The sequence below is a fragment of the Herminiimonas sp. GW821-FHT09C12 genome (genome assembly GCF_059416385.1).
In genome coordinates this window covers 985,003-1,006,443 of record NZ_JBWKPC010000001.1, presented here as the reverse complement: position 1 = coordinate 1,006,443, position 21,441 = coordinate 985,003, and the positions used below count along the sequence as shown (strand labels likewise).

The window sequence follows — 21,441 nt, the reverse complement described above, 5'->3', positions numbered from 1 at the left end:
ATTACTGCGCAGTCGGTGCCACGTATTCGTGCTTCTCGGTATTGATGTACGAGATGCGCCATTCGATGGGCTGATCGTCGTATGAAAATGCCACACGCCGTACTTCCAGTATCGGCGCGCCAACCTTGATGCCCAATAGAGCCGCGTGCTTCTCGCTAGCTATGCCTGCACGCAAACGCTCTTCCGTACGAATAATGCTGATGCCGAAATCGATCTGATACAGGTTGTAGAGCGTATTGGGACGATTTCGTATCTGCTCTTCCGTCAGACTGGCAAACATGGGTTCCGGCAAGACGATATCGTCAACGATCACAGGCTGTTCTTGCAAATACAACAGATTGGTAAACGCAATTACCTTGTCCGTCGTTGGCAAATGCAGTTTTTCCGCCGCTACCTTATCGGCACGCCGTTTGGAAAACGTGATCAGCGATAGTTGTGGATAAGTTTTGTTACCGGCGTGATCAGTAACATTAAAGAAACGAAACATCTGCTGCGCACGATTGTGTTGCGCAACGTAAGTACCCCGCCCCTGATGTCGGATCAGTATGTTTTCCGCGACCAACTCGTCTATCGCCTTGCGCAAAGTGCCGATGGATACCGCGAACAGTTCACACAGTTTCTTTTCCGCAGGAATCGCCTCGCCCGGCTTCCATTCACCGGCTGCCAGTGCGCGCAGCATCTGTCGCTGCACCTCTTTATAGAGCGTGGTTCCGACGGCTGGAATGGAGGCGTTTGCTTTGATATTCATAGTCCGCAACTATAAACCATAACGCTTCGATTACACATCACGGCTACTACGCATGCGCCCTTCCTGCTTCGCCTCAAAATAAATATAAGTGATATAGGTCATATAGTTGACTTGCGCTAAAAGTAGTCATAGTATCGACTCATTCGATCACAGGCCAGCAGATGCCTTGCGAATACGCAAACCCAATTTAAAGGAGCGACAAAATGATTCATGTTGTTTTGCACGACGCCAAGGACACCGTTGCAGTTGCGGTAGTTGAAGGCATTAAGGCTGGCACCGATCTGACTGCTTGGATCATGGACGATGACCGCACTGTCAGCATCAAGGCACTCCAGGACATCCCGATGGGGCACAAGATCGCGATGAAACCGATGGCCGTCGGCGACACCGTCTTTAAATACGGCGTCGATATCGGCAAGGTTGTGGCGGCAGCGAAGGCTGGCGAACACGCGCATGTCCACAACATTAAAACCAAACGCTGGTAGTGGTTCTGCAGGAATCCATTGCGCGACGCATCTCAGACGCGCGGTGATTTCTTCATAACGCGGCATGACGCAAGTCACGCCAGATCAGAAAAAACATACATCTCAACTGAGTTCCAGAGGCCCAAATGATCACTAAAGACAGCACCTTCCTTGGCTACCGTCGTGAAAACGGTCGCGTCGGCGTACGCAACCACGTCATCATCCTGCCGCTCGACGATTTATCGAACGCTGCATGTGAAGCCGTCGCCAACAACATCAAAGGGACGATGGCGATCCCGCATCCTTATGGTCGTCTGCAATTCGGCGCCGATCTGGATTTGCATTTCCGCACATTGATCGGCACCGGCTCCAACCCGAACGTTGCGGCAGTCGTCGTAATCGGTATCGAAGATAGCTGGACCAAAAAAATCGTCGACGGCATAGCCGCCACCGGCAAACCTGTCGTGGGCTTCGGCATCGAAGGTCATGGAGATCACGAAACCATCATGAATGCGTCCAAGAAAGCACGCGAATTCATGCAGTGGGCGTCCGAAAAACAACGTGAAGTGTGCAACATCAAGGAACTGTGGGTCTCGACCAAATGTGGCGAAAGCGATACCACGTCCGGTTGCGGTGCCAATCCTACTGTCGGTGCTGCATTCGACAAATTACATGCGCTGGGTTCAACCCTGGTGTTCGGCGAAACGTCGGAAATTACCGGCGGCGAAAGCATCCTGTCCGCACGTTGCGCCAACGATGAAGTACGCAAACAGTTCATGTTCATGTTTGATCGCTATCAAGACATGATCAATCGCCACAAGACGTCGGATCTGTCGGATTCACAACCAACCAAGGGCAATATCGCCGGTGGCTTGACCACCATCGAAGAAAAAGCGATGGGCAATATTCAAAAAATCGGCAAGAAATGTACCGTCGATGGTGTGATCGACAAGGCGGAAATGCCTACGCATTCCGGCCTCTGGTTCATGGATTCCTCATCAGCAGCAGCCGAAATGGTCACGCTGTGCGCGGCTTCCGGTTTTGTCGTGCACTTCTTCCCGACAGGTCAAGGTAACGTCATCGGCAATCCGATTCTGCCGGTCATCAAGATCTGCGCCAATCCACGCACCGTGCGTTTGATGAATGAACACATTGATCTCGATTGCTCAGGCTTGCTGCAGCGCGAATTGACCTTGGAGCAGACTGGTGACAAATTGCTGGAGATGATGCTCAGTACCGCCAACGGTCGTCTCACCGATGCCGAAGTTCTCGGCCATCGTGAATTCGTCCTGACGCGTTTGTACGAAAGCGCCTGATCCATCAACCCAGCGACCCGCTTATGCAGCGGGTCGTTTCGTCTTGCTGAAAAGGAGAGTAGTTAGCCAAGGAGACCAACGGAGCAGTCGCAAAGACGCCCATAACAATCTGGCCGCAAGGCCACTCGTAAAGTCGACACAGAGCGGCGTGAACGGGACGATTACATAGAGGACAGACAATGAACGGATTGCCACAGCCCCTGCTGGATGTCAGAGGGGTGACACTGCAATACAAGACCAAGGAGCATCTTGTCACGGCCACTTATCGGGTCGATTTCAAGGTGTATCAATCGGATCGATTTGTCTTACTCGGCCCGTCAGGCTGCGGAAAATCGACTCTGCTCAAGGCTGTCGGCGGCTACATGATGCCTACCGAAGGCGAGATGCGCTTGCACGACAAGGTCATCACCAAACCCTGGTACGACCGCATGATGGTGTTCCAGGAATTTGACCAGTTGCCACCGTGGAAAACCGTCAAGCAAAACGTGATGTTCCCGCTGCTGGCGAGTGGCAAGCTCAAAGGCAAGGAAGCGGAAGACAAGGCAATGTATTACATCGAAAAGGTCAACCTGTCGAAATTTGCCGATCACTACCCACACATGCTGTCCGGCGGGATGAAACAACGTGTCGCCATCGCGCGCGGCATGGCGATGGAACCGGACATTCTGCTGATGGACGAACCGTATGCTGCGCTCGATGCACTGACGCGCAAGAAGATGCAGGACGAATTGCTGCAACTGTGGGACGACACCCATTTCACCGTGCTGTTCGTCACGCACTCGATCGCCGAAGCAGTCAAAATCGGCAACCGCATTCTGCTGTTGTCGCCGCATCCGGGCCAGGTCACAGCAGAACTCAATAGCACCGGCGAAGATACCGTCGATGCTGATGGCAACTGCCTGACAGAAAAAATCAACAAGATGCTGTTTGCCGAACCGGTCGAAGCAGAAGAGGTCAATCATGTCTGAAGTGTCCAGCATCCATCGTCCTGCACCTCCGCCCAAGCAGCCCGGCGTCGTGGTGCGTCTCAATGTAGAACGCCCGGAATACTATGCAAACCGGGCACCGAGTACCGAGTTCGGCGTTGTGCAAAAACCGCTGACCTCATGGGAAAAGTTATGTAACAACAGCGCTGCACGCAAAATCGGCATTCTGGTCACGCTGGCAGTGATCTGGGAGATCTACGCCAGGATCTTGAATAATGCGCTGCTGTTTCCGACGCTGACAGCGACGATAGAAGCACTGGTCGAAGGCATCATCTCAGGCGGCTTGCTCGGCAAGGTCTGGTTTTCAATCAAGATTCTGTTGATGGGATATGGCGCCGGACTGTTGCTGGCGGCATTGCTGACCGTCTTTGCGATCACCTCGCGCATCGGCCGCGACTTCCTCGAAACACTGACTTCGATGTTCAATCCCTTGCCGGCGATCGCACTGCTGCCGTTATCGCTGCTGTGGTTTGGCTTGGGTACTGGCAGTCTGGTATTCGTACTGATTCACTCGGTGGTATGGGCCGTCGCATTGAATACGCACTCCGGCTTTCAATCAGTCAGCACCACCTTGCGCATGGTCGGCCATAACTATGGCTTGAGCGGCTTGCGCTATGTGTTCCAGATTCTGATTCCTGCAGCCTTCCCTAGCATCCTCACCGGCCTCAAGATCGGCTGGGCCTTTGCCTGGCGTACGCTGATTGCAGCCGAACTGGTGTTTGGTGTCAGCTCCGGTAGTGGCGGTTTGGGCTGGTTCATTTACGAGAACAAAAACCAGCTGGAAATTCCTAGCGTGTTTGCCGGCTTGCTGACCGTGATCATGATCGGCTTGTTCGTGGAGAACTTCATCTTCCGCATCATCGAACAATGCACAGTGCAAAAGTGGGGGATGCAAAATTGAACGCACCCCACACAGGAGGTACACGCATAGTCATTACGGAGTTCATGGACGACACTGCTGTCGCATTGTTGGCGAGCACATTCGAAACAACTTACAAACCCGCCTTGGTCGATGATCGTCCTGTCCTGCTCGCGATGCTGGGCAATGTAGATGCGCTGATCGTACGCAACCGCACCAAAGTCGATATCGCATTACTGGATGCCGCACCTAAGTTACGCGTAGTTGGGCGCTTGGGCGTCGGTCTGGACAATATCGATGTGGATGCCTGCAAGGCACGCGGCATAGAAGTGTTCCCGGCAACCGGTGCCAATGCCGGCGCAGTGGCCGAGTATGTGATCGGCACGGCCATGGCATTGCTGCGTGAAGCTTATACGCGCAGTGCCGAAACCGCAGCCGGCGCATGGCCGCGTGCTGCCTTGTCCAATGGTCGCGAAATTGCCGGCAAGACGCTGGGGCTGATCGGCTTTGGCGGTATCGGCCAGCTGACTGCTCGTCTGGCGCAGGCACTGGGCGTCACCGTGATTGCACACGACCCCATGCTGGCATCCGATGCGCCGATATGGCAACAATCCGGCGTCGCTTGCAAACGTCTGCATGAAGTATTGGAACAAGCCGACATCGTGTCATTGCATATCCCACTAACGACCAATACACGCAATCTGATCGGCCCCGATGCATTGGCAAGAATGAAGTCGGATGCGGTGCTGATCAATACCTCACGCGGCGAAATCGTGGATGAAGCGGCATTAGCCAAGGCCTTGCATGCGGGCCATCTAGGCGGTGCAGCGATCGATGTCTTTGCACAGGAACCGCTAGCGGCAGGGAATGCTTTAGCCACTGCACCACAACTCATTTTGACGCCGCATATCGCCGGTGTAACGACTGAATCGAATACGCGTGTCAGTGCACTGATTGCGCAACGCGTGGCGGCATTTTTGCAGCAGAACTAATGATGTGATGGCCTTGCGCTACGACCTGGCGTCGTAGCGCACTTTTATAAGTTTGCTTTTAGTTTATTTCTCAACCTGTTTTAGGGACTTTTATGGCCTTGGTTACGATAGATGAATTAACGTCCCTTACCATGCTCGCACTTGAGAAAGCCGGCGCCAGTCTGTCAGCCGCCAAGGCTGCAGCACATGCGCTGGTAGCAGCAGATGCACAGGGCTTGGCCTCGCATGGCGTGTCGCGCATACCTCAATACACAACGTTTTTACACAATGGCCGCACCTCCACCACAGCGGTACCAAAGATCGTCCACTCCAGGGGAGGCGCGTGTCTGATCGATGCGCAATCCGGCATGGCATACGAAGCATGCGCACTGGCAATCAAGACCGCGACTGAACGTGCGCGTGAGTTCGGCATCAGTTGCGCCGGCATCACCAACAGCAATCACTTCGGTGCTGCTGCCGTACATCTGGAACCATTGGGTCGCGCCGGTCTGGTCGGCCTGGCATTCAGCAATTCGCCGGCAGCAATGCCGGCATGGGGCGGCAAGACACCTTTATTCGGCACCAATCCCATCGCTGCAATTTTTCCGCGCCGCGATGCCGAACCGCTGGTCATAGACTTGGCACTAAGCGAAGCCGCTCGCGGCAAGATCATGATCGCGGCAAAAGATGGCAAGCCGATTCCACTCGGCTGGGCCGTTGACAAGGATGGCAAACCAACCACCGATGCCAAGGCTGCCTTGGCTGGCAGCATGTTGCCGGCCGGTGGTGTCAAAGGCGCGATGATTGCATTGACGGTAGAACTGTTGGCGATTGCATTAACTGGTTCAGCCTTTGGCTTCGAAGCCGATTCATTTTTCTCCGATGAAGGTAATCAACCGCGTCTGGGTCAGTTGTTCCTAGCCATCGATCCGGGGGCACTGGCCGGTTCCGACGTCTACTTCAACCGCATCGAAACCTTACTCGGCATGATGTTGCAGGATGATGGTGTGCGTCTGCCGGGAGAACGCCGTCACGGCCTCGCCGTCAAAGCTGCACAACGCGGTATTGAAATCCCCGATGCCTTGCACGCACAGATAGTTGCACTGGCCGGCCGCTTGTCATGACCACCGCCGACCAGACAGGTACGACGGAAGTCAAATGTACGACCTGTTATATGTGCGCATGCCGCTGCGGCGTGCGCGTCCATCTACGCGATGGCGAAGTACGCTACATCGACGGCAATCCGGATCATCCTTTGAACCAAGGTGTGATCTGCGCCAAGGGCGCTTCCGGCGCGATGAAACAATATTCACCGGCGCGTCTGACCAAACCCTTGTTGCGCAAACCCGGAGCAGAACGCGGCGCATCCGAGTTCACCGAAATTTCATGGGAAGAAGCGTTCACGATATTGACTGAACGGCTGGGGAAAATCCGTTCCACTGACCCACGCAAATTTGCGCTCTTCACTGGCCGTGATCAGATGCAAGCCTTGACCGGTCTGTTTGCACGACAATTCGGCACACCAAATTACGCAGCACATGGCGGCTTCTGTTCAGTCAATATGGCCGCCGGCATGATCTACACCATAGGCGGTTCGTTCTGGGAATTCGGCGGCCCCGATCTTGACCGCGCCAAGCTCTTCATCATGCTCGGCACCGCGGAAGACCATCATTCCAACCCGATGAAAATCGCGTTGTCGAAGTTCAAGCGCAACGGCGGCAAATTCATTTCGATCAATCCTATCCGCACCGGCTATTCCGCCATTGCCGATGAATGGGTGCCGATCAAGCCGGGCACCGATGGCGCATTACTGTTGGCGCTGATCCACGAAATCATTGCACTCGGTTTGTACGATCGCGAATTTCTGGTGCGCTATACCAATGCTGGTCAGCTCATCAATCAAGATGCGCAAAGCGACGACTTCGGTCTGTTTGTCGAAGACGAGGCGACAGAAGTCGTCAACCCGATGTACCCGCAAAACAAATTGTGGTGGGATCGCCTGACCAAACAACCGGTGCCTACGCACACCGATGGTGCCGATCCGCATCTGCTCGGTACCTTCACGCTGCCGGACGGTACGGCAGTGGCACCCGCATTCGAACTACTCAAGGAACGCGTCAAGCGTTACACGCCGGAATGGGCGGCTGGTGTAACCGGCATCCCGGCTGCATGCATACGTCGTCTAGCCAATGAAATGGGCGTGATCGCACGCGATCAAAAAATAGAATTGCAAATCCCGTGGACCGACAGCTGGGGCCGCGAACACAAAACGGTGACCGGCAATCCAGTTGCCTTCCATGCGATGCGCGGACTAGCGGCGCATTCCAACGGTTTTCAAACCACGCGGGCACTCGCGATTTTGATGTCGCTGCTGGGTACGATAGATAGACCAGGCGGCTTCCGCCACAAAGCGCCCTTCCCGCGCGCAATTCCACCTAGTGCCAAACCACCGAACAGCCCGTCGGCGGTTCAACCGGATACGCCATTGGGTGGCTTGCCTTTGGGCTGGCCGGGCGATCCCAACGATTTGTTCGTCGACGAGGCCGGTGAACCGGTGCGCATAGACAAGGGCTTTTCGTGGGAACACCCGCTGTCGGTACATGGCTTGATGCACAACGTCATCACCAATGCTTGGCGCGGCGATCCGTATCCCATCGATACGTTGCTGATTTTCATGGCCAATATGGCGTGGAACTCCAGCATGAACACCAGCGAAGTCCGTCAGATGTTGAACGACAAGGACGACAAGGGTGAATACAAGATTCCCTTCCTGGTGGTGTGCGATGCCTTCCAATCGGAAACGACTGCCTTCGCAGATCTGATACTGCCGGATACGACTTATCTGGAACGACATGACGTCATGTCCATGCTGGACCGGCCTATTTCTGAATTCGATGGTCCGGTAGATGCTGTGCGCATACCGGTGCTGCCACCGACCGGCGATTGCAAACCCTTCCAGGAAGTCCTGATCGAACTAGGCGGACGGCTCAAGCTGCCCGCCTTTACCAAACCGGACGGCAGTCGCAAGTTCCGTGATTACCCCGACTTCATCGTCAACTATGAAACCGAGCCCGGTTCCGGCATCGGCTTCCTCGCTGGCTGGCGCGGACTCGGTGGCGAGAAATCGATGAAGGGCGAACCGAATCCCAAGCAGTGGGAAATGTACGCCAAAAACGGTTGCGTATTCCATCACAAGATGCCGCCGTCCTACAGCTATATGCGCAACTGGAACAAAGGCTATATGGAATGGGCGCAGCGCATACGCATGCGCCGCTTTGCCGATCCGATACTGATTCATATCTATTCGGATGTAATGCAAAAATTCCGCCTCGCGGCACAAGGCAAACGCCCCGGCAAGCAACCGCCGGAACGCCTGCGCGCACGTATCGAAACCTACTTCGATCCGCTGCCGTTTTATTACGAACCACTGGAAGTACAAAGCGCTGACACCGCCAAATATCCGCTCAATGCCGTCACGCAAAGACCGATGGCGATGTATCACTCATGGGATTCGCAGAATGCGTGGTTGCGTCAGATCCATACGCACAACTATTTGTTCGTTAATCCACTACTAGCGCAGGCCAGCGGCATTGCTGACGGTGGCTGGATGTGGGTCGAATCGATGTGGGGCAAAGTGCGTTGCATGTGCCGCTACAGTGAAGCCGTAGAACCCGGCACGGTCTGGACCTGGAATGCAATAGGCAAAGCGGCTGGCGCATGGCATCTGGAAAAAGGTGCCAACGAATCGCAAAAAGGCTTTCTGCTGAATCATTTGATTTCAGAAGAATTACCGCCTGCAGCCGATGGCACCCGCCTGTCGAATTCCGACCCGGTCACCGGACAAGCCGGCTGGTATGACGTGCGGGTGCGCATCTATCCCGCCGGCGCAGATGAACCGAAACAGACCTGGCCACAATTCGCCACCATGCCGGCGCTACCGGGCACCAGCACCATCAAGCGAGTCTGGATGGCCTACAAAGCGGGCAGCGGCCGAGGAGAAAACAAATGACGCAAATGGCGCTGGTGATAGACCTCAACGTTTGCGTAGGCTGCCAGGCTTGCGTAACCAGTTGCAAATCTTGGAACACCTCGGGCATCGCCGGTACGCTGGCCGATGATCGTCCGTATGGCGAAGATCCGACCGGCACCTTTTTCAATCGCGTACAGACTTATGAAGTGGGACGCTTTCCGGCGACCGACACGGTGCACTTTCCTAAATCGTGTCTGCATTGCGAAGAGCCGCCGTGCGTGCCGGTATGCCCGACCGGCGCCAGCTACAAACGTGAAAGCGATGGCCTCGTGCTGGTCGATTACGACAAGTGCATAGGCTGCAATTACTGCGCGTGGGCTTGTCCGTATGGCGCACGTGAGCTGGACGAACATCGCCAGGAAATGAGCAAGTGCACGCTGTGCGTCGACCGCATCGACAACCAATCCTTGCCGCCGCAGGATCGCCAACCGGCTTGTGTGATGGCCTGCCCTACCAGTGCGCGCCTGTTCGGCGACATCCATGACCCGGAATCCATCGTCTCTGTTGCCATCCGCGAACAAGGTGGTTACCAGCTCATGCCGGAATGGGGCACCAAGCCATCCAACCATTATCTGCCGCGCCGCAAAGTAGAAATCAAATTGCACGAGGATCAGTTGGAACGTATCGAAAACCCATTGCGCATCGATGGCAAGTTACCCAAACCGGGCTTGCACGAGCCGTCGCTGGATGACGTCACTTCTTGGTAAGCATCACCAATTAACACCATCAATCGACAGACAGGATAGGACTCCATGAATCCCGCTTTTTCGGTAATTTTTCTGACTACATTGATCGGTGTCGGACAAGGCTTGTTCATCGCCTTGTATGCCGCGCACTTGCTGGCCTTGCTCGGCCTCGTCGCGCCATCCGACAGCTACCAGTTTCATACTCTGGGCAGTGCCTTGTCTCTGGCGTTTCTGGGCTTTGGTTTATTCGCTTCCTTTTTTCATCTCGGTCATCCGGAGCGGGCCTGGCGTGCAGCCACGATGTGGCGTACATCGTGGTTATCGCGTGAAGTCATCGCCTTGCCATTTTTCATGCTGGCCGTGTTTGCGTATGGCGCGGCGCATTTCTTTGGATGGCAATCGGCCGCGACGATTATCGGCGGCATCGCGTTGATACTGTGCATCACGCTATTCGTCTGCACCGGCATGATCTACGGCTGCATCAAGTTTTTGCAAGAATGGGCAACGCCGCTGACCATCGTCAACTATACCTTGTTAGGTTGTGCCTCCGGCTTTACGCTCGCGACTGCCTTCAGCTTGCCGACCGCACCAGCGCTCGTCACCATTTTTGGCATCACGGCCATCGTACTGACGTTGGCGTCCTTGATGACACGCCTTGCATCACTTGCCCGCAACGCCCGCCTGAAGCCGCGTTCAACACTGCAAACCGCCACCGGCATACGTCATCCGCATATCGTGCAAAAGGCACAGGGGTCGATGGGTGGTTCGTTCAATACGCGGCATTATTTTCATGGCAAAAGTCCGCTGTTTTTCCGCTCCATCAAATGGATATTCTTGCTGCTGGCATTTCCATTACCGCTGCTGCTCTTAAGTAACGGATTGCTGCATGCATCGCTGCTCTTGCTGGGCGCCGCCTTCGTCGTGCAATACGCGGGTCTCATCGCAGAGCGGTGGTTCTTTTTTGCACAGGCCAATCATCCACAAAATCTGTACTACCAACAGATATCCTGAGCCGCCATGCGCGTCGACTTCAGACGATTTTTTCCTTTTTTGCACTGGGCACGCCCAAGCGCTGATTCATTGCGCCGCGACACATGGGCCGGCCTCAGCGTCGGTCTGGTACTGATCCCTCAAGCACTGGCTTACGCCACGCTAGCCGGCATGCCGCCACAAACCGGCTTGTATGCGGCCTTGCTACCCAGCGTCATCGGCATCTTGTGGGGCTCATCGGTGTTGCTGGCGGTTGGTCCAGTCGCGCTCACCAGCATCCTCACGTTTGGCTCGCTATCGCCCATGGTTGCAGCCGGCAGCGCCGATTGGGTTGCACTAGCGATCTGGCTGTCGCTGTATGCGGGTGCGATCCAGTTTCTGCTGGGCGCATGCAAGATGGGCAAGATTACTTATCTGGTGTCGCAACCAGTGGTGATCGGCTTTATCAATGCTGCCGCCGTCATCATCGTGCTATCGCAATTGCCTAGTCTGTTGGGACTGGATCTTCATGCCGGCAGCGCGATGACGGAAGTTGGCAAGCTGCTGGCGGGTACACCGGCGATGCTGTTGACGACTGCATTCGGACTCGGCTCCCTGTTTTTATTATTGGCATTGAAACGCTATGCGCCAAACGTGCCCGGCATGCTGATAGTGACGGTATTGGGCATCGCCGCCAGTTGGGCTATCGATTACGCCGGCCATGGCGGCGCCATCGTCGGTGCCTTGCCAGTTGGCTTGCCACCGCTAGCCTTGCCGCCTGCCATCAGTTGGGGCGCGCACCAGGCACTGTGGCCGGCTGCGACTATCCTGGCCATCATCAGCTTTACCGAAGCGATGTCCAGCTGTCGCGTACTGGCGCGCAAAACCAATGAGCGCTGGGATGAAAATCAGGAGTTGATCGGTCAGGGCTTGGCCAAGATCACCAGCGGTTTTAGTGGCGCATTCCCGGTCAGTGGATCCTTCTCGCGTTCTGCCTTGAACATTTATGCTGGTGCCACCAGCGCCTGGGCATCGCTGATTGCAGCTGCCTGCGTATTGCTGAGCCTGTATTTCCTCACCACGCCGATCGCCTATCTGCCGTATTCGGTATTGGCGGCCATGATTATGGTGCCGGTATTCAGATTGCTGGATTTCCGTGCTTTCCCCCGGCTGTTCCGCATTTCGCGCGACGATGGATTGGTGGCGATCGTGACTTTCGGCGTCACGCTATGGTGTACGCCCAGCCTGCACTATGGCGTGTTCGCAGGCGTCGGCATCACCATGGTGTCGTTTTTATATCGACATACGCATCCGCGCGTAATCGAAGTTGGCGTGCACAAGGACGGCACGCTGCGCGACCTTAAGCGCTTCCATCTGCAGCCACTCGCGCCCGACGTTCTGGCCGTCCGTATGGATTCCACCTTGAATTTCCTGACTGCTGCCACGCTGGAGCGCTTCATCACCGAGCGTCGTGGCCGCGATAAGGCCATCAGACGCATATTGCTGTGCGCCAGCGGTATCAACGACATCGACGCCAGCGGCATCGAAACACTGGAATCCCTGCAGCAAAGTCTGCATGCAGAAGGCCTGGAGCTGTACTTCACAGCGGTGAAAAAACAGGTGTGGGATGTACTGGAGCGCGCCGGCCTGATTGCCGCGATGGGGCCGGATCACATGTTTCAAACGGATAGAGATGCGATAGATATCTTGATGCCGACGCAGCAAGCATAAAAAACTGACAAGTATCGCCGGGGCAAACTGCTCCGAAAACCAACGGATTGCCCACGCAAAGTGCCTACCTTCCCATCGGGTTAGCGCATACTTTCGTCGAAATACTCTAGATTTGGTGCGGCTGGCTGGAATCGAACCAGCGACCCTTGGCTTCGGAGGCCAATACTCTATCCACTGAGCTACAGCCGCATGAGGGACTACTGAAGAGGCCTGCAGGATACCGTTTTTCCGACTTTCCGTCCACGTAAAGCGACGTTTTACCGTTTCACATCCTTGGCTTTGTGTCTATAATCAAGGGTTTGGCGAAGCATGATAAGGGGCATGCGCCGTGCGGCATCATTTTGCATGCGCCCATCTATAACGATTTTAAAATTGTATTGAGGGAATAATGAGCGACGCACATCACGAAGAAGAATCAGCGATCAAAACGCCAAAGCAACTCATACTGGCAATCTTGGCCGGTTTTCTGGTTCCCATCATCTGTATCGTTTTACTGGTGCTCTACGTCACCAATGAAAAACATATCGGCGCAGGCTCAGACGGCTTATCACCAGAAGCAGTTGCCGCACGTATCAAACCGGTAGCCGATGAAGGCTTCGTACTGAAAGACATCAACGCACCGAAAGTCTTGAAGACAGGCGAAGAAGTTTACAAGATGGCTTGTGCTGCATGCCACGCAACCGGCGCAGCAGGTGCTCCTAAATTTGGTGACGCTGGCGCATGGAAAGCACGTATCGCCGAAGGCTACAGCACACTGGCAAAACACGCGATTGAAGGTATCCGCGCGATGCCGCCTAAAGGTGGCAATCCGGATCTGGACGATATCGAAGTCGAACGCGTTGTGGTCTTGATGGCCAATAGCGCAGGCGCCAAGTTCAGCGATCCAGTGGTTCCGGCACCTGCCGCTCCAGCAGCCGCCCCAACGACTGATGCAGCCCCAGCAAAATAAGTAACATGCACTGACAAAAAAGCCGACTTCAAGTCGGCTTTTTTATTGCTCACGCATTAAGTAGGCGAATTACAAATGCTCACGTAACGCGACATGCTCATGCTGCGGTGCATCCGTCTTCTTTTTCTTTGAGAAAAAATACAGCGCCGTACCTGCACTACCAACCAGCAAGGCACCACGCAAAATCGGACGCAGCACAGAACGCCTGGTTAACAAGGAAACGCCACTGACGACCAGCGGCAACAAACGTCGCAGCTTGTCGCCGGATATGCTGTTCACATCAAGCAAGTCGGAAAAATTGGAAAAAGCTGATTGCGCGCGCGCGCTCACCAGACCAATCGCCGTTTTCGCAATGCCATCTGCGCCAAGATTGTCACGCACAACTGTTCTGGCCTGTCCGATCGCAACACGATAGGCTTTGCATTGCTGCAGCAGCCTTTCCTTGCGCTGTGCCGACGACTCGTGTTCCGGCTCTTGATGATGTGTTGTCATGCAAACCCTCTTGAATTACAACAGCGCATCATGATCGTTGCGCAGCTCAGCCATCGTGGCCGGCATAGACAATTTGCCTTGTCGCAGCAACGATTGAATATAGAACAGTATGCCAACCGCGATCACCGTACATGCGAGCGCGAGGATCAATAGTATCTTCCAGCCCAATACCGGCCAGCTCAGATAAATAATCAAGGCGCTCCAGTAAGCGATGGCAAACCACGTGACGATGACGCCCAAGGCGAACAAGGCCGCCAGCTTCAAGGCATTGGCGCGCACCTCGGCCAACTCCAGCGCGGCAAGTTCGATGCGGCTCATCAACAAGCCGAACATGTTTTTGGCGAGGCTGACAGCGCCGCCGATCAAGCCGGGACGGATGTCTGGACGCGAGGTTTGCTGTTCCATATCGGATACCGTGGCAATTATTTACGCGAGATCAAAAGTCCCAGTAACACGCCCACACCTGCCGAGATCGCAACTGCACGCCATGGATTTTCATGTACGTAGTCGTCGGTTTTTTCTGCCAGTTCCTTACCGGTTTCAAGCGCGGCAGTTTGTACTTCCTGTGCTTTTACCAAAGCGTTGTCTAACAGTTGCAAGCCGCGATTACGCAATTCATCTGCTCTGTCGCCAGTTGCACTGGTTGCTTCACGAAATAATTCCTGCGCGTCTTTGACTAAGGTCTTCATATCGCTCCGTGTGGTTTTCAAGGTAGATGTTTTCATATTAAGGCCCCTTCTATATCTGAACAAAAGCAGTGTGCCGTCATAAGTTGAACGGATCTGCGGGTTGAAATACTGCTCTTGCGACTGCCCATCATATCGCTATTGTTATTCCGTGTTTTCCGGAGATAGCTATCTGCGATTGGTGTTGTGACACTCGCTTTATTGTTAAGTTGCAACGGAAGTATTCAGTTTTATCATATTTCCGCTGGCTGCGAATAGGCGTTACCGCACATTCCACGCAAATAAATGCAGCGGCAGCCTGATTTATTCTCAAGTTCCCGGCGTGCAGTCGGTGCAATGTTCGATTACATCTCTATTTTTAAGCAGATTTTCTTTCAGCTCACGCAAGGCGGTGCGCAAACCTTCTTCAATCACCGGATGGTAGAAAGGCATAGAGAGCATCTGCTCTACCGTCATCTCGCTCTGGCAAGCCCATGCCAGCAAATGTGCCAGATGCTCGGCACGCGGGCCTATCATTTCTGCGCCGAGAAAACGGTGCGTACCGCGTTCGCCATAAACCTTCAGCAAACCGCGATTCTGCAGCATCACGCGACTACGTCCTTGATCGGCAAATGACACCTGCCCGCATTCGAATTGCTTTGTTTTGAGCGTGCGACTGGTTTGCCCGACTATCGCGATTTGCGGATCGGTAAAGGCAACCATCAAGGCCGCGCGGCGCAAGCCTGCGACTACATTCGGGAAATGTCCGGCATTGTCGCCGGCAATACGCCCTTCATCCGCCGCTTCATGCAGCAAGGGCCTATCGTTATCGACATCACCCGCGATAAAAATCGCACTGTCACCACACTGCATCGTCAGCGGATCGAACAAGGGAATACCGCGCGCATCCAACTTCAAGCCGGTGGTTTCCAATCCGATATTGGCCACATTTGGCGACCGCCCGGTTGCTGCCAATACATATTGATAATGCTCAGTCCGCTCGCTGCCATCAGCATGACGCGATACGCATTCGACTTGCTCACCGACCTGTTTGGCCGCGACGATGGTTGTGTTCAAGCGCAGATCCAACTCTGAACCGATACAGTCTATCGCCGTTTGATTGACCTCATCGTCGTTCAATTGCGCCAGTCGACCGCTGCGCGCAAACAAAGCCACGCGTACGCCCAGACGTTGCAATGCAAGCCCAAGCTCCAGTCCGATCACACCAGCACCGATCACCGCAACCGATTCCGGCAAATCGTCCCAGGCAAATACATCGTCGCTCGTAATCAGACGTTTACCGAGTCCGCGCAATTCCGCCGGAGTCTGCGGGCTCGAACCGGTAGCAATGACTATGCGTTCGGCGTTCACTTGCGTGTCGTCACCCACTTGCAAAGACTGTGCAGAAGTGAAGCGCGCATAACTGCGCAAGCGCTCGGCCGTGTCTATAGATTCCACGCCTTGCACGACAAAACCGACGAAACGATCGCGCTCACTTTTAACGCGCTGCATCACAGCCTTGCCATCGATACGTACAGCGCCGGCATGCACACCAAAAGCCGGTGCGGCAGATATCGCATGCGCTGCTTCTGCCGCTGCAATCAATAATTTGCTCGGCATGCAACCAACGCGCGCGCATGTCGTGCCGTACGGGCCACCTTCAATCAGCACCACGCTCTTGCCGTGCGACTTGGCGGCGCGATATGCGGACATACCGGCACTCCCGGCACCAATTACTGCCACATCGAATTTCAGCGTTTTCATGATGCCCCGTTCTTGAAAGTACAGTCAGCGAGACGAAAAATCGCCGTCTCAGTCGTGGCGGCTATGCAGTTCAGCGATATCTTCGATATTACCGATTTGAATCACAACCGGATTAGCCGATGCGCGCGCCTGCATAGGTCGCCAGGCAAAGCGCCATTCATTTTCGGCAGCCTGGTTTTTCGCTTTGGAAAAAATCTTGCCGAGCGGACTAGGCGCACCATACGAAATCGCGGCATCAATACCCGCCCAGTTAGGCAAGGCTCTCTGCACGGCGCGATGGACGCGCTCGCCGAATTCTTCTGCGTTGTGCACCACCAGATACGAATCCACATGCGGTAAGTCATCGAACAAGGTGCCGTCCCAGGTTTGCGTCAGACTCAATACCAAATAACTACCGGCGGCCTGTAAAGCTTGATCGGGCGCTGGCGGGCTTAAACGAAATTCGCCCAGGGACAAAGAACGCTCCAATCCGTTTCGTTCAGAAAAATAATAGAGTTTGGAAGGACGCTTACTATCAATCAAAGTCATGCTGCAGTCCTGAAAAAATAATGATGATGGTCGTACAACCGAATGTAGTCATCGGTTCTTGCCATTTTAAGCAGATTAATCGGCTAGCAGTAAAACTATACCGGCATTCGGAAAATTAAACCTTGCGTCACAGGCTCAATCGCGATGACGCAAGCTGTACCACGCCATGCCCAGCCACTCATGCATGGCATAAGAAGTTTGTTGCAGCCACTGGCTGCCAGGCAAGAAGTCGACTGGCGTGACACGTGACGTACTGCGGAAGATAGTTGGTGCCGGCACGACCTCCAGACCCACTTGCGTGAAGCTGCGTTTTGCGCGCTCCATGTGCATGGCATCCGTCACTAATAGAATTTTATGCACGCCAGCCTCGCGCAATATGCGCGCAGACAATTGCGCATTCTCTGCGGTGTTATTCGATGCTTCTTCCAGCCACTGCACTGGTACCGAGAAATCTTCCCTCAATACGCGCGCCATGATTGCCGCCTCCGATACTTCAGCACCATCCGGCCGACCACCCGTAACCAAAATAGGTAAATGCGTTGCACGCTGCAGCCTGGCCGCATAACGCAGGCGCTGCAAGGTCGGTGAACTGGGAATATCCTGCGCGCCGTATTCCGGCGCATTGCTGATGCGGCTACCGCCCAGCACCACTATTGCTTGTGCGCCAGTCGCATCCAATGACTGCAAAGGCGGATTCAATTTTTCCAGTGGTGCAACGAACAAGGATGCACCAAAACGCGTGCTGAAGACAGCCAATACAAGCAAAGCCGTGATCGACAAAACCAAGCCCAAGCGCGGCCAACGTCGGCGCATATACAAACCCAATGCGCATAACAAAATCAGATTCAAGGGCGGTAGCAACAAAGCGCCCAACGTTACATTAACAAGCCAGGCGGTATTCAAGATGCGCGCATCTCCAATTACAAAGTACGCAAATTACTCATCCATCTGCGCTTCAGCAATTGTGCGCAACTGAAAACGGCCATCGTTATTGAAGAGCCAGGTTTCCATCAACTCCAACTGCCCTTTTCGCAACAAGGTTGGTGCCGGCTTGGGGAACGGTGCTGTACTGCGCAAGCTCGCCAAAGCAGTTGTCTCGGTAGCGCGATCGCGATTGGAACGCAGAATTTCGCTACGCACCAGACCGCCGTTGGCATCGACCACATACTTCACGACAACAACTGAACGCAGCAATGCTTGTGGCCGTCCGACATACACTTTAGTGGAGTTAACCTGAACGATGCGATTAGCCAAAGCCTCGCGGTAAGCACCAACTGTATCGGCGGTGGATGTGCCGTCTTGCGTTGTTTCTGCCGGCTTGTCGAGCAGAGTGCGGCCGCTGCAACCTGCCAAGATCAATGCCGCTATGCCTATCGCGATGCGATTTTTGATCATCATTCGGTCACCTCCATGAGTTTGATGGAATAGGCATGCCGATAAATATCCGCATACGCGCAAAATTTATTCACGTGCTTAATTAAAGCTTTGCTGCAATCTGAATTGTTCCGTCGCCAATATCAAAGCGGCTGCAGTACCTGGCTCCAATGCCGCATGTCCGGCATCAGCGATGATGTGCAACTTCGCCTCCGGCCACGCCTGATGCAAGCGATACGCAGACAAAGGCGGACACACCACGTCGTAACGGCCTTGCACTATCACCGCAGGCAAATGCCGTATGCGCTCCAGATCGTGTATCAACTGATCTTCCTCAAGAAAACCGCCGTGCAACATGTAATGCGCCTCCAGCCTGCCGACGCCCAAGGCAACAACATCATCACTGAACGCTTCTATCGTTTCGGCCTGTGGCTTCAGGAATAAACAACGCCCTTCATAACGACTCCAATCGCGCGCTGCCTGCATAGAGACGAGCTGATCATCATTGAACAATCTCTTCTCGTACGCACGCAATAAATCCTGTCGCTCCTCAACCGGAATCGCGGCCACAAATTCTTCATGTGCTTCAGGAAAATACCAACGCATGCCGTACAGAAACCAATCGATCTCGGCACGCGTGCAAAGAAAAATGCCGCGCAAGATAAAGCCGAGACAAGATTGCGGATGCGCCTGACCATAAGCCAGCGCCAGCGTCGCGCCCCATGATCCGCCGAACACCAACCATTGCTCGACGCCCAACATGCGACGCAAGGCTTCAATATCAGCGATCAATAATTGCGTCGTGTTGTTGCGATACTCACCTAGCGGCGTTGATTTTCCGGCACCACGCTGATCGAACAGAATGATGCGGTAATACTCGGGATCGAAGAATTGTCTGTGCTTGGGAGAAATACCACCACCAGGACCGCCGTGCAGAAACAGCACAGGCACACCAGCAGGGCTACCGCACTCTTCCCAATACAAGGTATGCAGATCATCAACCGGCAACATGCCGCTGCGATGCGGTTCCAGCGGTGAAAACAAAGGTGATGTGGATGTAGAAGCGTCCATGACTACCTCGAAAAGGGATGCTCCGATTGTAACCAATGATCTCTCTTCAATGTGTAACGTACATCATTCGTACCAGTCCGAATTGAAATGAGTTGCGAACTATTCCCGCCATGCAACCTCCTATAAGAAGGAGCACAGAAAATCGCATGCGTATCAGCATGCAAAATGCATTTGTATGGGAGGTGAACTAATGAAGTTATTGCAAGACTGGTTTATGTTGGGTATTTCTTTGGATAACTGGTTGCACGCACTGATTGCAGCATTACTGAGTTACCTGCTCATGGATCTGGGCACACGTTTCGTGATTCGTTTAGTAAAACGTCGCATGTCCGTACTCAACAGGCTGACCAAACGACGCATCGATGAAGTCATCGTCGGCACACTGGCCGGCACCAAACGTTACCTACTCTTCCTGTTGGCAATCCTGATCGGCCTCAACACACTCACCTTGCCCGCCGCTATAGAACTGCGCCTGTCGCAAGCAGGTATCGTCGTCATCGGCATTCAGGTTGCAATCTGGCTCAATCGTGGCATCAATATGTGGATGGAGAAACTCATCGACCCCGAAGTCGATCCTGATCTGCGCAATCGTGCGATCACCACCACGATGGTGTTTCTGCTCAGAATCGCAGCGATGTTGACTGTGCTGCTCACCGTGCTGGCCAATCTGGGTGTGAACATCACGGCCTTTGTTGCCAGCCTCGGTATCGGTGGTATTGCCATCGCACTGGCGTTGCAAACTGTATTGAGCGATCTGTTCGCCTCACTCTCTATTGGTCTGGATAAACCTTTCGAGGTTGGTGACTTCATCGTGGTCGACGATATGCTGGGCACAGTGGAACATATAGGTATCAAGACCACGCGATTGCGCAGTTTAAGCGGCGAACAATTGATACGTTCAAATACGGAACTGCTCAAATCGGCCATCCGTAATTACAAACGCATGTCGGAACGACGCGTGCTGTTCAATTTCGGCATCACGCATCAAACCCCGGTCGAGCAGATTCCCGAATTGACCGCGGCCATACGCCGGATCATCGACGATGCGACACCGACGCGTTTCGATCGCGCGCACTTTGTACGCGTCGGACCCAGCAGTCTGGAATTTGAAGTGGTGTATTACTTGTTAAGCAGGGAGTACAACGTCTACATGGATGTACAGCAACACATCAATCTGGAACTGATGAAAGCGTGTGCAGAACGCGGCATCGTGTTCGCTCATCCAACGACGACACTGCATGTTGCATCAGGAGTGCCATCAGAGTCGCATTCAGCGCATGACATGCACAAGGCACGACACGCTTTTTCTTGATCGTTGAATGCCGGCGTATTGCACGTCGGCATACACATCATTTGGCAATGGCGCGCGCCTTGCCGAGACGGTGACGCACGATGTCGTACACCCAGTTGAAGCAAAACGCGTACAGCATGAAGAAAACCGAGAACACCAAATCTAGTGTAATCGCCTCGATCAGCGAAATATCCAGCCACCACGCCGTCAGCGGCAAAGCGACCGACATAAAGAAGACTTCAAAACCCAGCGTATGGCCAACCCGCATTTTGACAGTGCGACGCCATCCATAGCGTTTCTCGAACACTTCGTAGATATGGTTGTAGATCATATTGCACACCATTGCACTGATAGCCAACATCAAGGCCAATGCACCGAAGTGCAACATATCCATGCCGAAACCATACGACATCAGTGGAACCAGGATGATCAATGCAAAAAATTCAAACAGGATGGCGTGTACTATGCGGCGAAATAATGTATTGATAACAAATACTCGAAAATAACGAATGAAGACCGCCATTATAGGCGGGCAGGTGCAAACCCG

At 54.1% G+C, this 21,441-nt stretch carries 22 protein-coding genes and 1 tRNA gene; 12 read left to right on the top strand and 11 right to left on the bottom strand.

The window, feature by feature from the left end:
• Position 1: 1 nt before the first annotated feature.
• Positions 2-748, bottom strand: coding sequence for a GntR family transcriptional regulator (locus AC07N2_RS04765; RefSeq protein WP_494777234.1), 747 nt, complete (start codon positions 746-748; stop codon positions 2-4).
• A gap of 203 nt (positions 749-951) precedes the next feature.
• Here AC07N2_RS04765 and AC07N2_RS04760 point away from each other — a divergent pair, with 203 nt between their 5' ends.
• From AC07N2_RS04760 to AC07N2_RS04715, 10 genes are all read left to right on the top strand, one after another.
• Positions 952-1,233 carry a UxaA family hydrolase gene (locus tag AC07N2_RS04760; protein ID WP_011872692.1) on the top strand — a complete coding sequence of 94 codons (282 nt, stop codon included), beginning with the start codon at positions 952-954 and terminating at the stop codon, positions 1,231-1,233.
• A gap of 125 nt (positions 1,234-1,358) precedes the next feature.
• Entirely contained in the window at positions 1,359-2,528 is a 1,170-nt protein-coding gene (locus AC07N2_RS04755) for a UxaA family hydrolase (RefSeq protein WP_076592889.1), read from the top strand.
• Positions 2,529-2,707: 179 nt separating this feature from the next.
• On the top strand, positions 2,708-3,496 hold the full coding sequence (locus AC07N2_RS04750) for an ABC transporter ATP-binding protein (RefSeq protein ID WP_076592888.1): 789 nt from the start codon (positions 2,708-2,710) through the stop codon (positions 3,494-3,496).
• Positions 3,489-4,415, top strand: a complete 927-nt coding sequence (locus AC07N2_RS04745; RefSeq protein WP_494777233.1) for an ABC transporter permease — start codon at positions 3,489-3,491, stop codon at positions 4,413-4,415. Before AC07N2_RS04750 ends, AC07N2_RS04745 begins: the two co-directional genes overlap by 8 nt.
• Positions 4,382-5,365: a hydroxyacid dehydrogenase gene (locus tag AC07N2_RS04740; protein WP_494777232.1), complete on the top strand. Its 984-nt coding sequence runs from the start codon at positions 4,382-4,384 to the stop codon at positions 5,363-5,365. Before AC07N2_RS04745 ends, AC07N2_RS04740 begins: the two co-directional genes overlap by 34 nt.
• A 92-nt stretch (positions 5,366-5,457) precedes the next feature.
• Complete coding sequence (locus tag AC07N2_RS04735; RefSeq protein ID WP_494777231.1) at positions 5,458-6,468, top strand: Ldh family oxidoreductase; 1,011 nt, start codon at positions 5,458-5,460, stop codon at positions 6,466-6,468.
• Complete coding sequence (locus AC07N2_RS04730) at positions 6,465-9,353, top strand: molybdopterin oxidoreductase family protein (RefSeq protein ID WP_494777230.1); 2,889 nt, start codon at positions 6,465-6,467, stop codon at positions 9,351-9,353. Before AC07N2_RS04735 ends, AC07N2_RS04730 begins: the two co-directional genes overlap by 4 nt.
• Positions 9,350-10,081 carry a 4Fe-4S dicluster domain-containing protein gene (locus AC07N2_RS04725; protein WP_494777229.1) on the top strand — a complete coding sequence of 244 codons (732 nt, stop codon included), beginning with the start codon at positions 9,350-9,352 and terminating at the stop codon, positions 10,079-10,081. The genes AC07N2_RS04730 and AC07N2_RS04725 overlap by 4 nt, the downstream gene beginning before the upstream one ends.
• A 45-nt stretch (positions 10,082-10,126) precedes the next feature.
• On the top strand, positions 10,127-11,071 hold the full coding sequence (locus AC07N2_RS04720; RefSeq protein ID WP_494777228.1) for a dimethyl sulfoxide reductase anchor subunit family protein: 945 nt from the start codon (positions 10,127-10,129) through the stop codon (positions 11,069-11,071).
• Between the two features lie 6 nt (positions 11,072-11,077).
• Entirely contained in the window at positions 11,078-12,760 is a 1,683-nt protein-coding gene (locus tag AC07N2_RS04715; RefSeq protein WP_494777227.1) for a SulP family inorganic anion transporter, read from the top strand.
• A gap of 113 nt (positions 12,761-12,873) precedes the next feature.
• On the opposite strand, the gene AC07N2_RS04710 is transcribed toward AC07N2_RS04715, so the two are convergent.
• Positions 12,874-12,949: transfer RNA gene (locus AC07N2_RS04710), tRNA-Arg, on the bottom strand.
• Positions 12,950-13,148: 199 nt separating this feature from the next.
• Here AC07N2_RS04710 and AC07N2_RS04705 point away from each other — a divergent pair.
• Positions 13,149-13,709: a c-type cytochrome gene (locus AC07N2_RS04705; protein ID WP_494777226.1), complete on the top strand. Its 561-nt coding sequence runs from the start codon at positions 13,149-13,151 to the stop codon at positions 13,707-13,709.
• A gap of 69 nt (positions 13,710-13,778) precedes the next feature.
• On the opposite strand, the gene AC07N2_RS04700 is transcribed toward AC07N2_RS04705, so the two are convergent.
• The 8 genes from AC07N2_RS04700 to pip form a co-directional block, all read right to left on the bottom strand.
• A complete protein-coding gene (locus tag AC07N2_RS04700) occupies positions 13,779-14,201 on the bottom strand; it encodes a hypothetical protein (RefSeq protein ID WP_494777225.1) in 423 nt (140 codons plus the stop codon).
• A gap of 15 nt (positions 14,202-14,216) precedes the next feature.
• The gene (locus AC07N2_RS04695) at positions 14,217-14,606 is read right to left on the bottom strand and encodes a phage holin family protein (RefSeq protein WP_494777224.1); all 390 of its coding nucleotides are present in this window, start codon (positions 14,604-14,606) and stop codon (positions 14,217-14,219) included.
• Positions 14,607-14,623: 17 nt separating this feature from the next.
• Positions 14,624-14,926: an ElaB/YgaM/YqjD family protein gene (locus tag AC07N2_RS04690; RefSeq protein ID WP_076592877.1), complete on the bottom strand. Its 303-nt coding sequence runs from the start codon at positions 14,924-14,926 to the stop codon at positions 14,624-14,626.
• Between the two features lie 270 nt (positions 14,927-15,196).
• Positions 15,197-16,630 (bottom strand): dihydrolipoyl dehydrogenase, encoded by a 1,434-nt coding sequence (locus AC07N2_RS04685; protein WP_494777223.1) that lies wholly within the window; start codon positions 16,628-16,630, stop codon positions 15,197-15,199.
• Between the two features lie 48 nt (positions 16,631-16,678).
• A complete protein-coding gene (locus tag AC07N2_RS04680; protein ID WP_173830599.1) occupies positions 16,679-17,158 on the bottom strand; it encodes a hypothetical protein in 480 nt (159 codons plus the stop codon).
• Between the two features lie 135 nt (positions 17,159-17,293).
• Entirely contained in the window at positions 17,294-18,061 is a 768-nt protein-coding gene (locus AC07N2_RS04675) for a YdcF family protein (RefSeq protein WP_494777222.1), read from the bottom strand.
• 33 nt (positions 18,062-18,094) lie between these two features.
• Entirely contained in the window at positions 18,095-18,553 is a 459-nt protein-coding gene (locus AC07N2_RS04670; protein ID WP_494778111.1) for a TonB family protein, read from the bottom strand.
• 78 nt (positions 18,554-18,631) lie between these two features.
• Positions 18,632-19,603, bottom strand: a complete 972-nt coding sequence (gene pip, locus AC07N2_RS04665; RefSeq protein ID WP_494777221.1) for a prolyl aminopeptidase — start codon at positions 19,601-19,603, stop codon at positions 18,632-18,634.
• A 190-nt stretch (positions 19,604-19,793) separates the two neighbouring features.
• Here pip and AC07N2_RS04660 point away from each other — a divergent pair, with 190 nt between their 5' ends.
• Positions 19,794-20,915 (top strand): mechanosensitive ion channel family protein, encoded by a 1,122-nt coding sequence (locus tag AC07N2_RS04660; protein WP_494777220.1) that lies wholly within the window; start codon positions 19,794-19,796, stop codon positions 20,913-20,915.
• Positions 20,916-20,952: 37 nt separating this feature from the next.
• Here AC07N2_RS04660 and AC07N2_RS04655 read toward each other — a convergent pair whose 3' ends face one another.
• Positions 20,953-21,417: a PACE efflux transporter gene (locus AC07N2_RS04655; protein ID WP_494777219.1), complete on the bottom strand. Its 465-nt coding sequence runs from the start codon at positions 21,415-21,417 to the stop codon at positions 20,953-20,955.
• Positions 21,418-21,441 lie beyond the last annotated feature (24 nt).

Excerpts from the sequence above, each read along its gene's own strand:
- AC07N2_RS04765 (WP_494777234.1), bottom strand. The coding sequence starts at position 748 with ATGAATATCAAAGCAAACGCCTCCATTCCAGCCGTCGGAACCACGCTC.
- AC07N2_RS04760 (WP_011872692.1), top strand. The coding sequence starts at position 952 with ATGATTCATGTTGTTTTGCACGACGCCAAGGACACCGTTGCAGTTGCG.
- AC07N2_RS04755 (WP_076592889.1), top strand. The coding sequence starts at position 1,359 with ATGATCACTAAAGACAGCACCTTCCTTGGCTACCGTCGTGAAAACGGT.
- AC07N2_RS04750 (WP_076592888.1), top strand. The coding sequence starts at position 2,708 with ATGAACGGATTGCCACAGCCCCTGCTGGATGTCAGAGGGGTGACACTG.
- AC07N2_RS04745 (WP_494777233.1), top strand. The coding sequence starts at position 3,489 with ATGTCTGAAGTGTCCAGCATCCATCGTCCTGCACCTCCGCCCAAGCAG.
- AC07N2_RS04740 (WP_494777232.1), top strand. The coding sequence starts at position 4,382 with ATGCACAGTGCAAAAGTGGGGGATGCAAAATTGAACGCACCCCACACA.
- AC07N2_RS04735 (WP_494777231.1), top strand. The coding sequence starts at position 5,458 with ATGGCCTTGGTTACGATAGATGAATTAACGTCCCTTACCATGCTCGCA.
- AC07N2_RS04730 (WP_494777230.1), top strand. The coding sequence starts at position 6,465 with ATGACCACCGCCGACCAGACAGGTACGACGGAAGTCAAATGTACGACC.
- AC07N2_RS04725 (WP_494777229.1), top strand. The coding sequence starts at position 9,350 with ATGACGCAAATGGCGCTGGTGATAGACCTCAACGTTTGCGTAGGCTGC.
- AC07N2_RS04720 (WP_494777228.1), top strand. The coding sequence starts at position 10,127 with ATGAATCCCGCTTTTTCGGTAATTTTTCTGACTACATTGATCGGTGTC.
- AC07N2_RS04715 (WP_494777227.1), top strand. The coding sequence starts at position 11,078 with ATGCGCGTCGACTTCAGACGATTTTTTCCTTTTTTGCACTGGGCACGC.
- AC07N2_RS04705 (WP_494777226.1), top strand. The coding sequence starts at position 13,149 with ATGAGCGACGCACATCACGAAGAAGAATCAGCGATCAAAACGCCAAAG.
- AC07N2_RS04700 (WP_494777225.1), bottom strand. The coding sequence starts at position 14,201 with ATGACAACACATCATCAAGAGCCGGAACACGAGTCGTCGGCACAGCGC.
- AC07N2_RS04695 (WP_494777224.1), bottom strand. The coding sequence starts at position 14,606 with ATGGAACAGCAAACCTCGCGTCCAGACATCCGTCCCGGCTTGATCGGC.
- AC07N2_RS04690 (WP_076592877.1), bottom strand. The coding sequence starts at position 14,926 with ATGAAAACATCTACCTTGAAAACCACACGGAGCGATATGAAGACCTTA.
- AC07N2_RS04685 (WP_494777223.1), bottom strand. The coding sequence starts at position 16,630 with ATGAAAACGCTGAAATTCGATGTGGCAGTAATTGGTGCCGGGAGTGCC.
- AC07N2_RS04680 (WP_173830599.1), bottom strand. The coding sequence starts at position 17,158 with ATGACTTTGATTGATAGTAAGCGTCCTTCCAAACTCTATTATTTTTCT.
- AC07N2_RS04670 (WP_494778111.1), bottom strand. The coding sequence starts at position 18,553 with ATGATCAAAAATCGCATCGCGATAGGCATAGCGGCATTGATCTTGGCA.
- pip (WP_494777221.1), bottom strand. The coding sequence starts at position 19,603 with ATGGACGCTTCTACATCCACATCACCTTTGTTTTCACCGCTGGAACCG.
- AC07N2_RS04660 (WP_494777220.1), top strand. The coding sequence starts at position 19,794 with ATGAAGTTATTGCAAGACTGGTTTATGTTGGGTATTTCTTTGGATAAC.
- AC07N2_RS04655 (WP_494777219.1), bottom strand. The coding sequence starts at position 21,417 with ATGGCGGTCTTCATTCGTTATTTTCGAGTATTTGTTATCAATACATTA.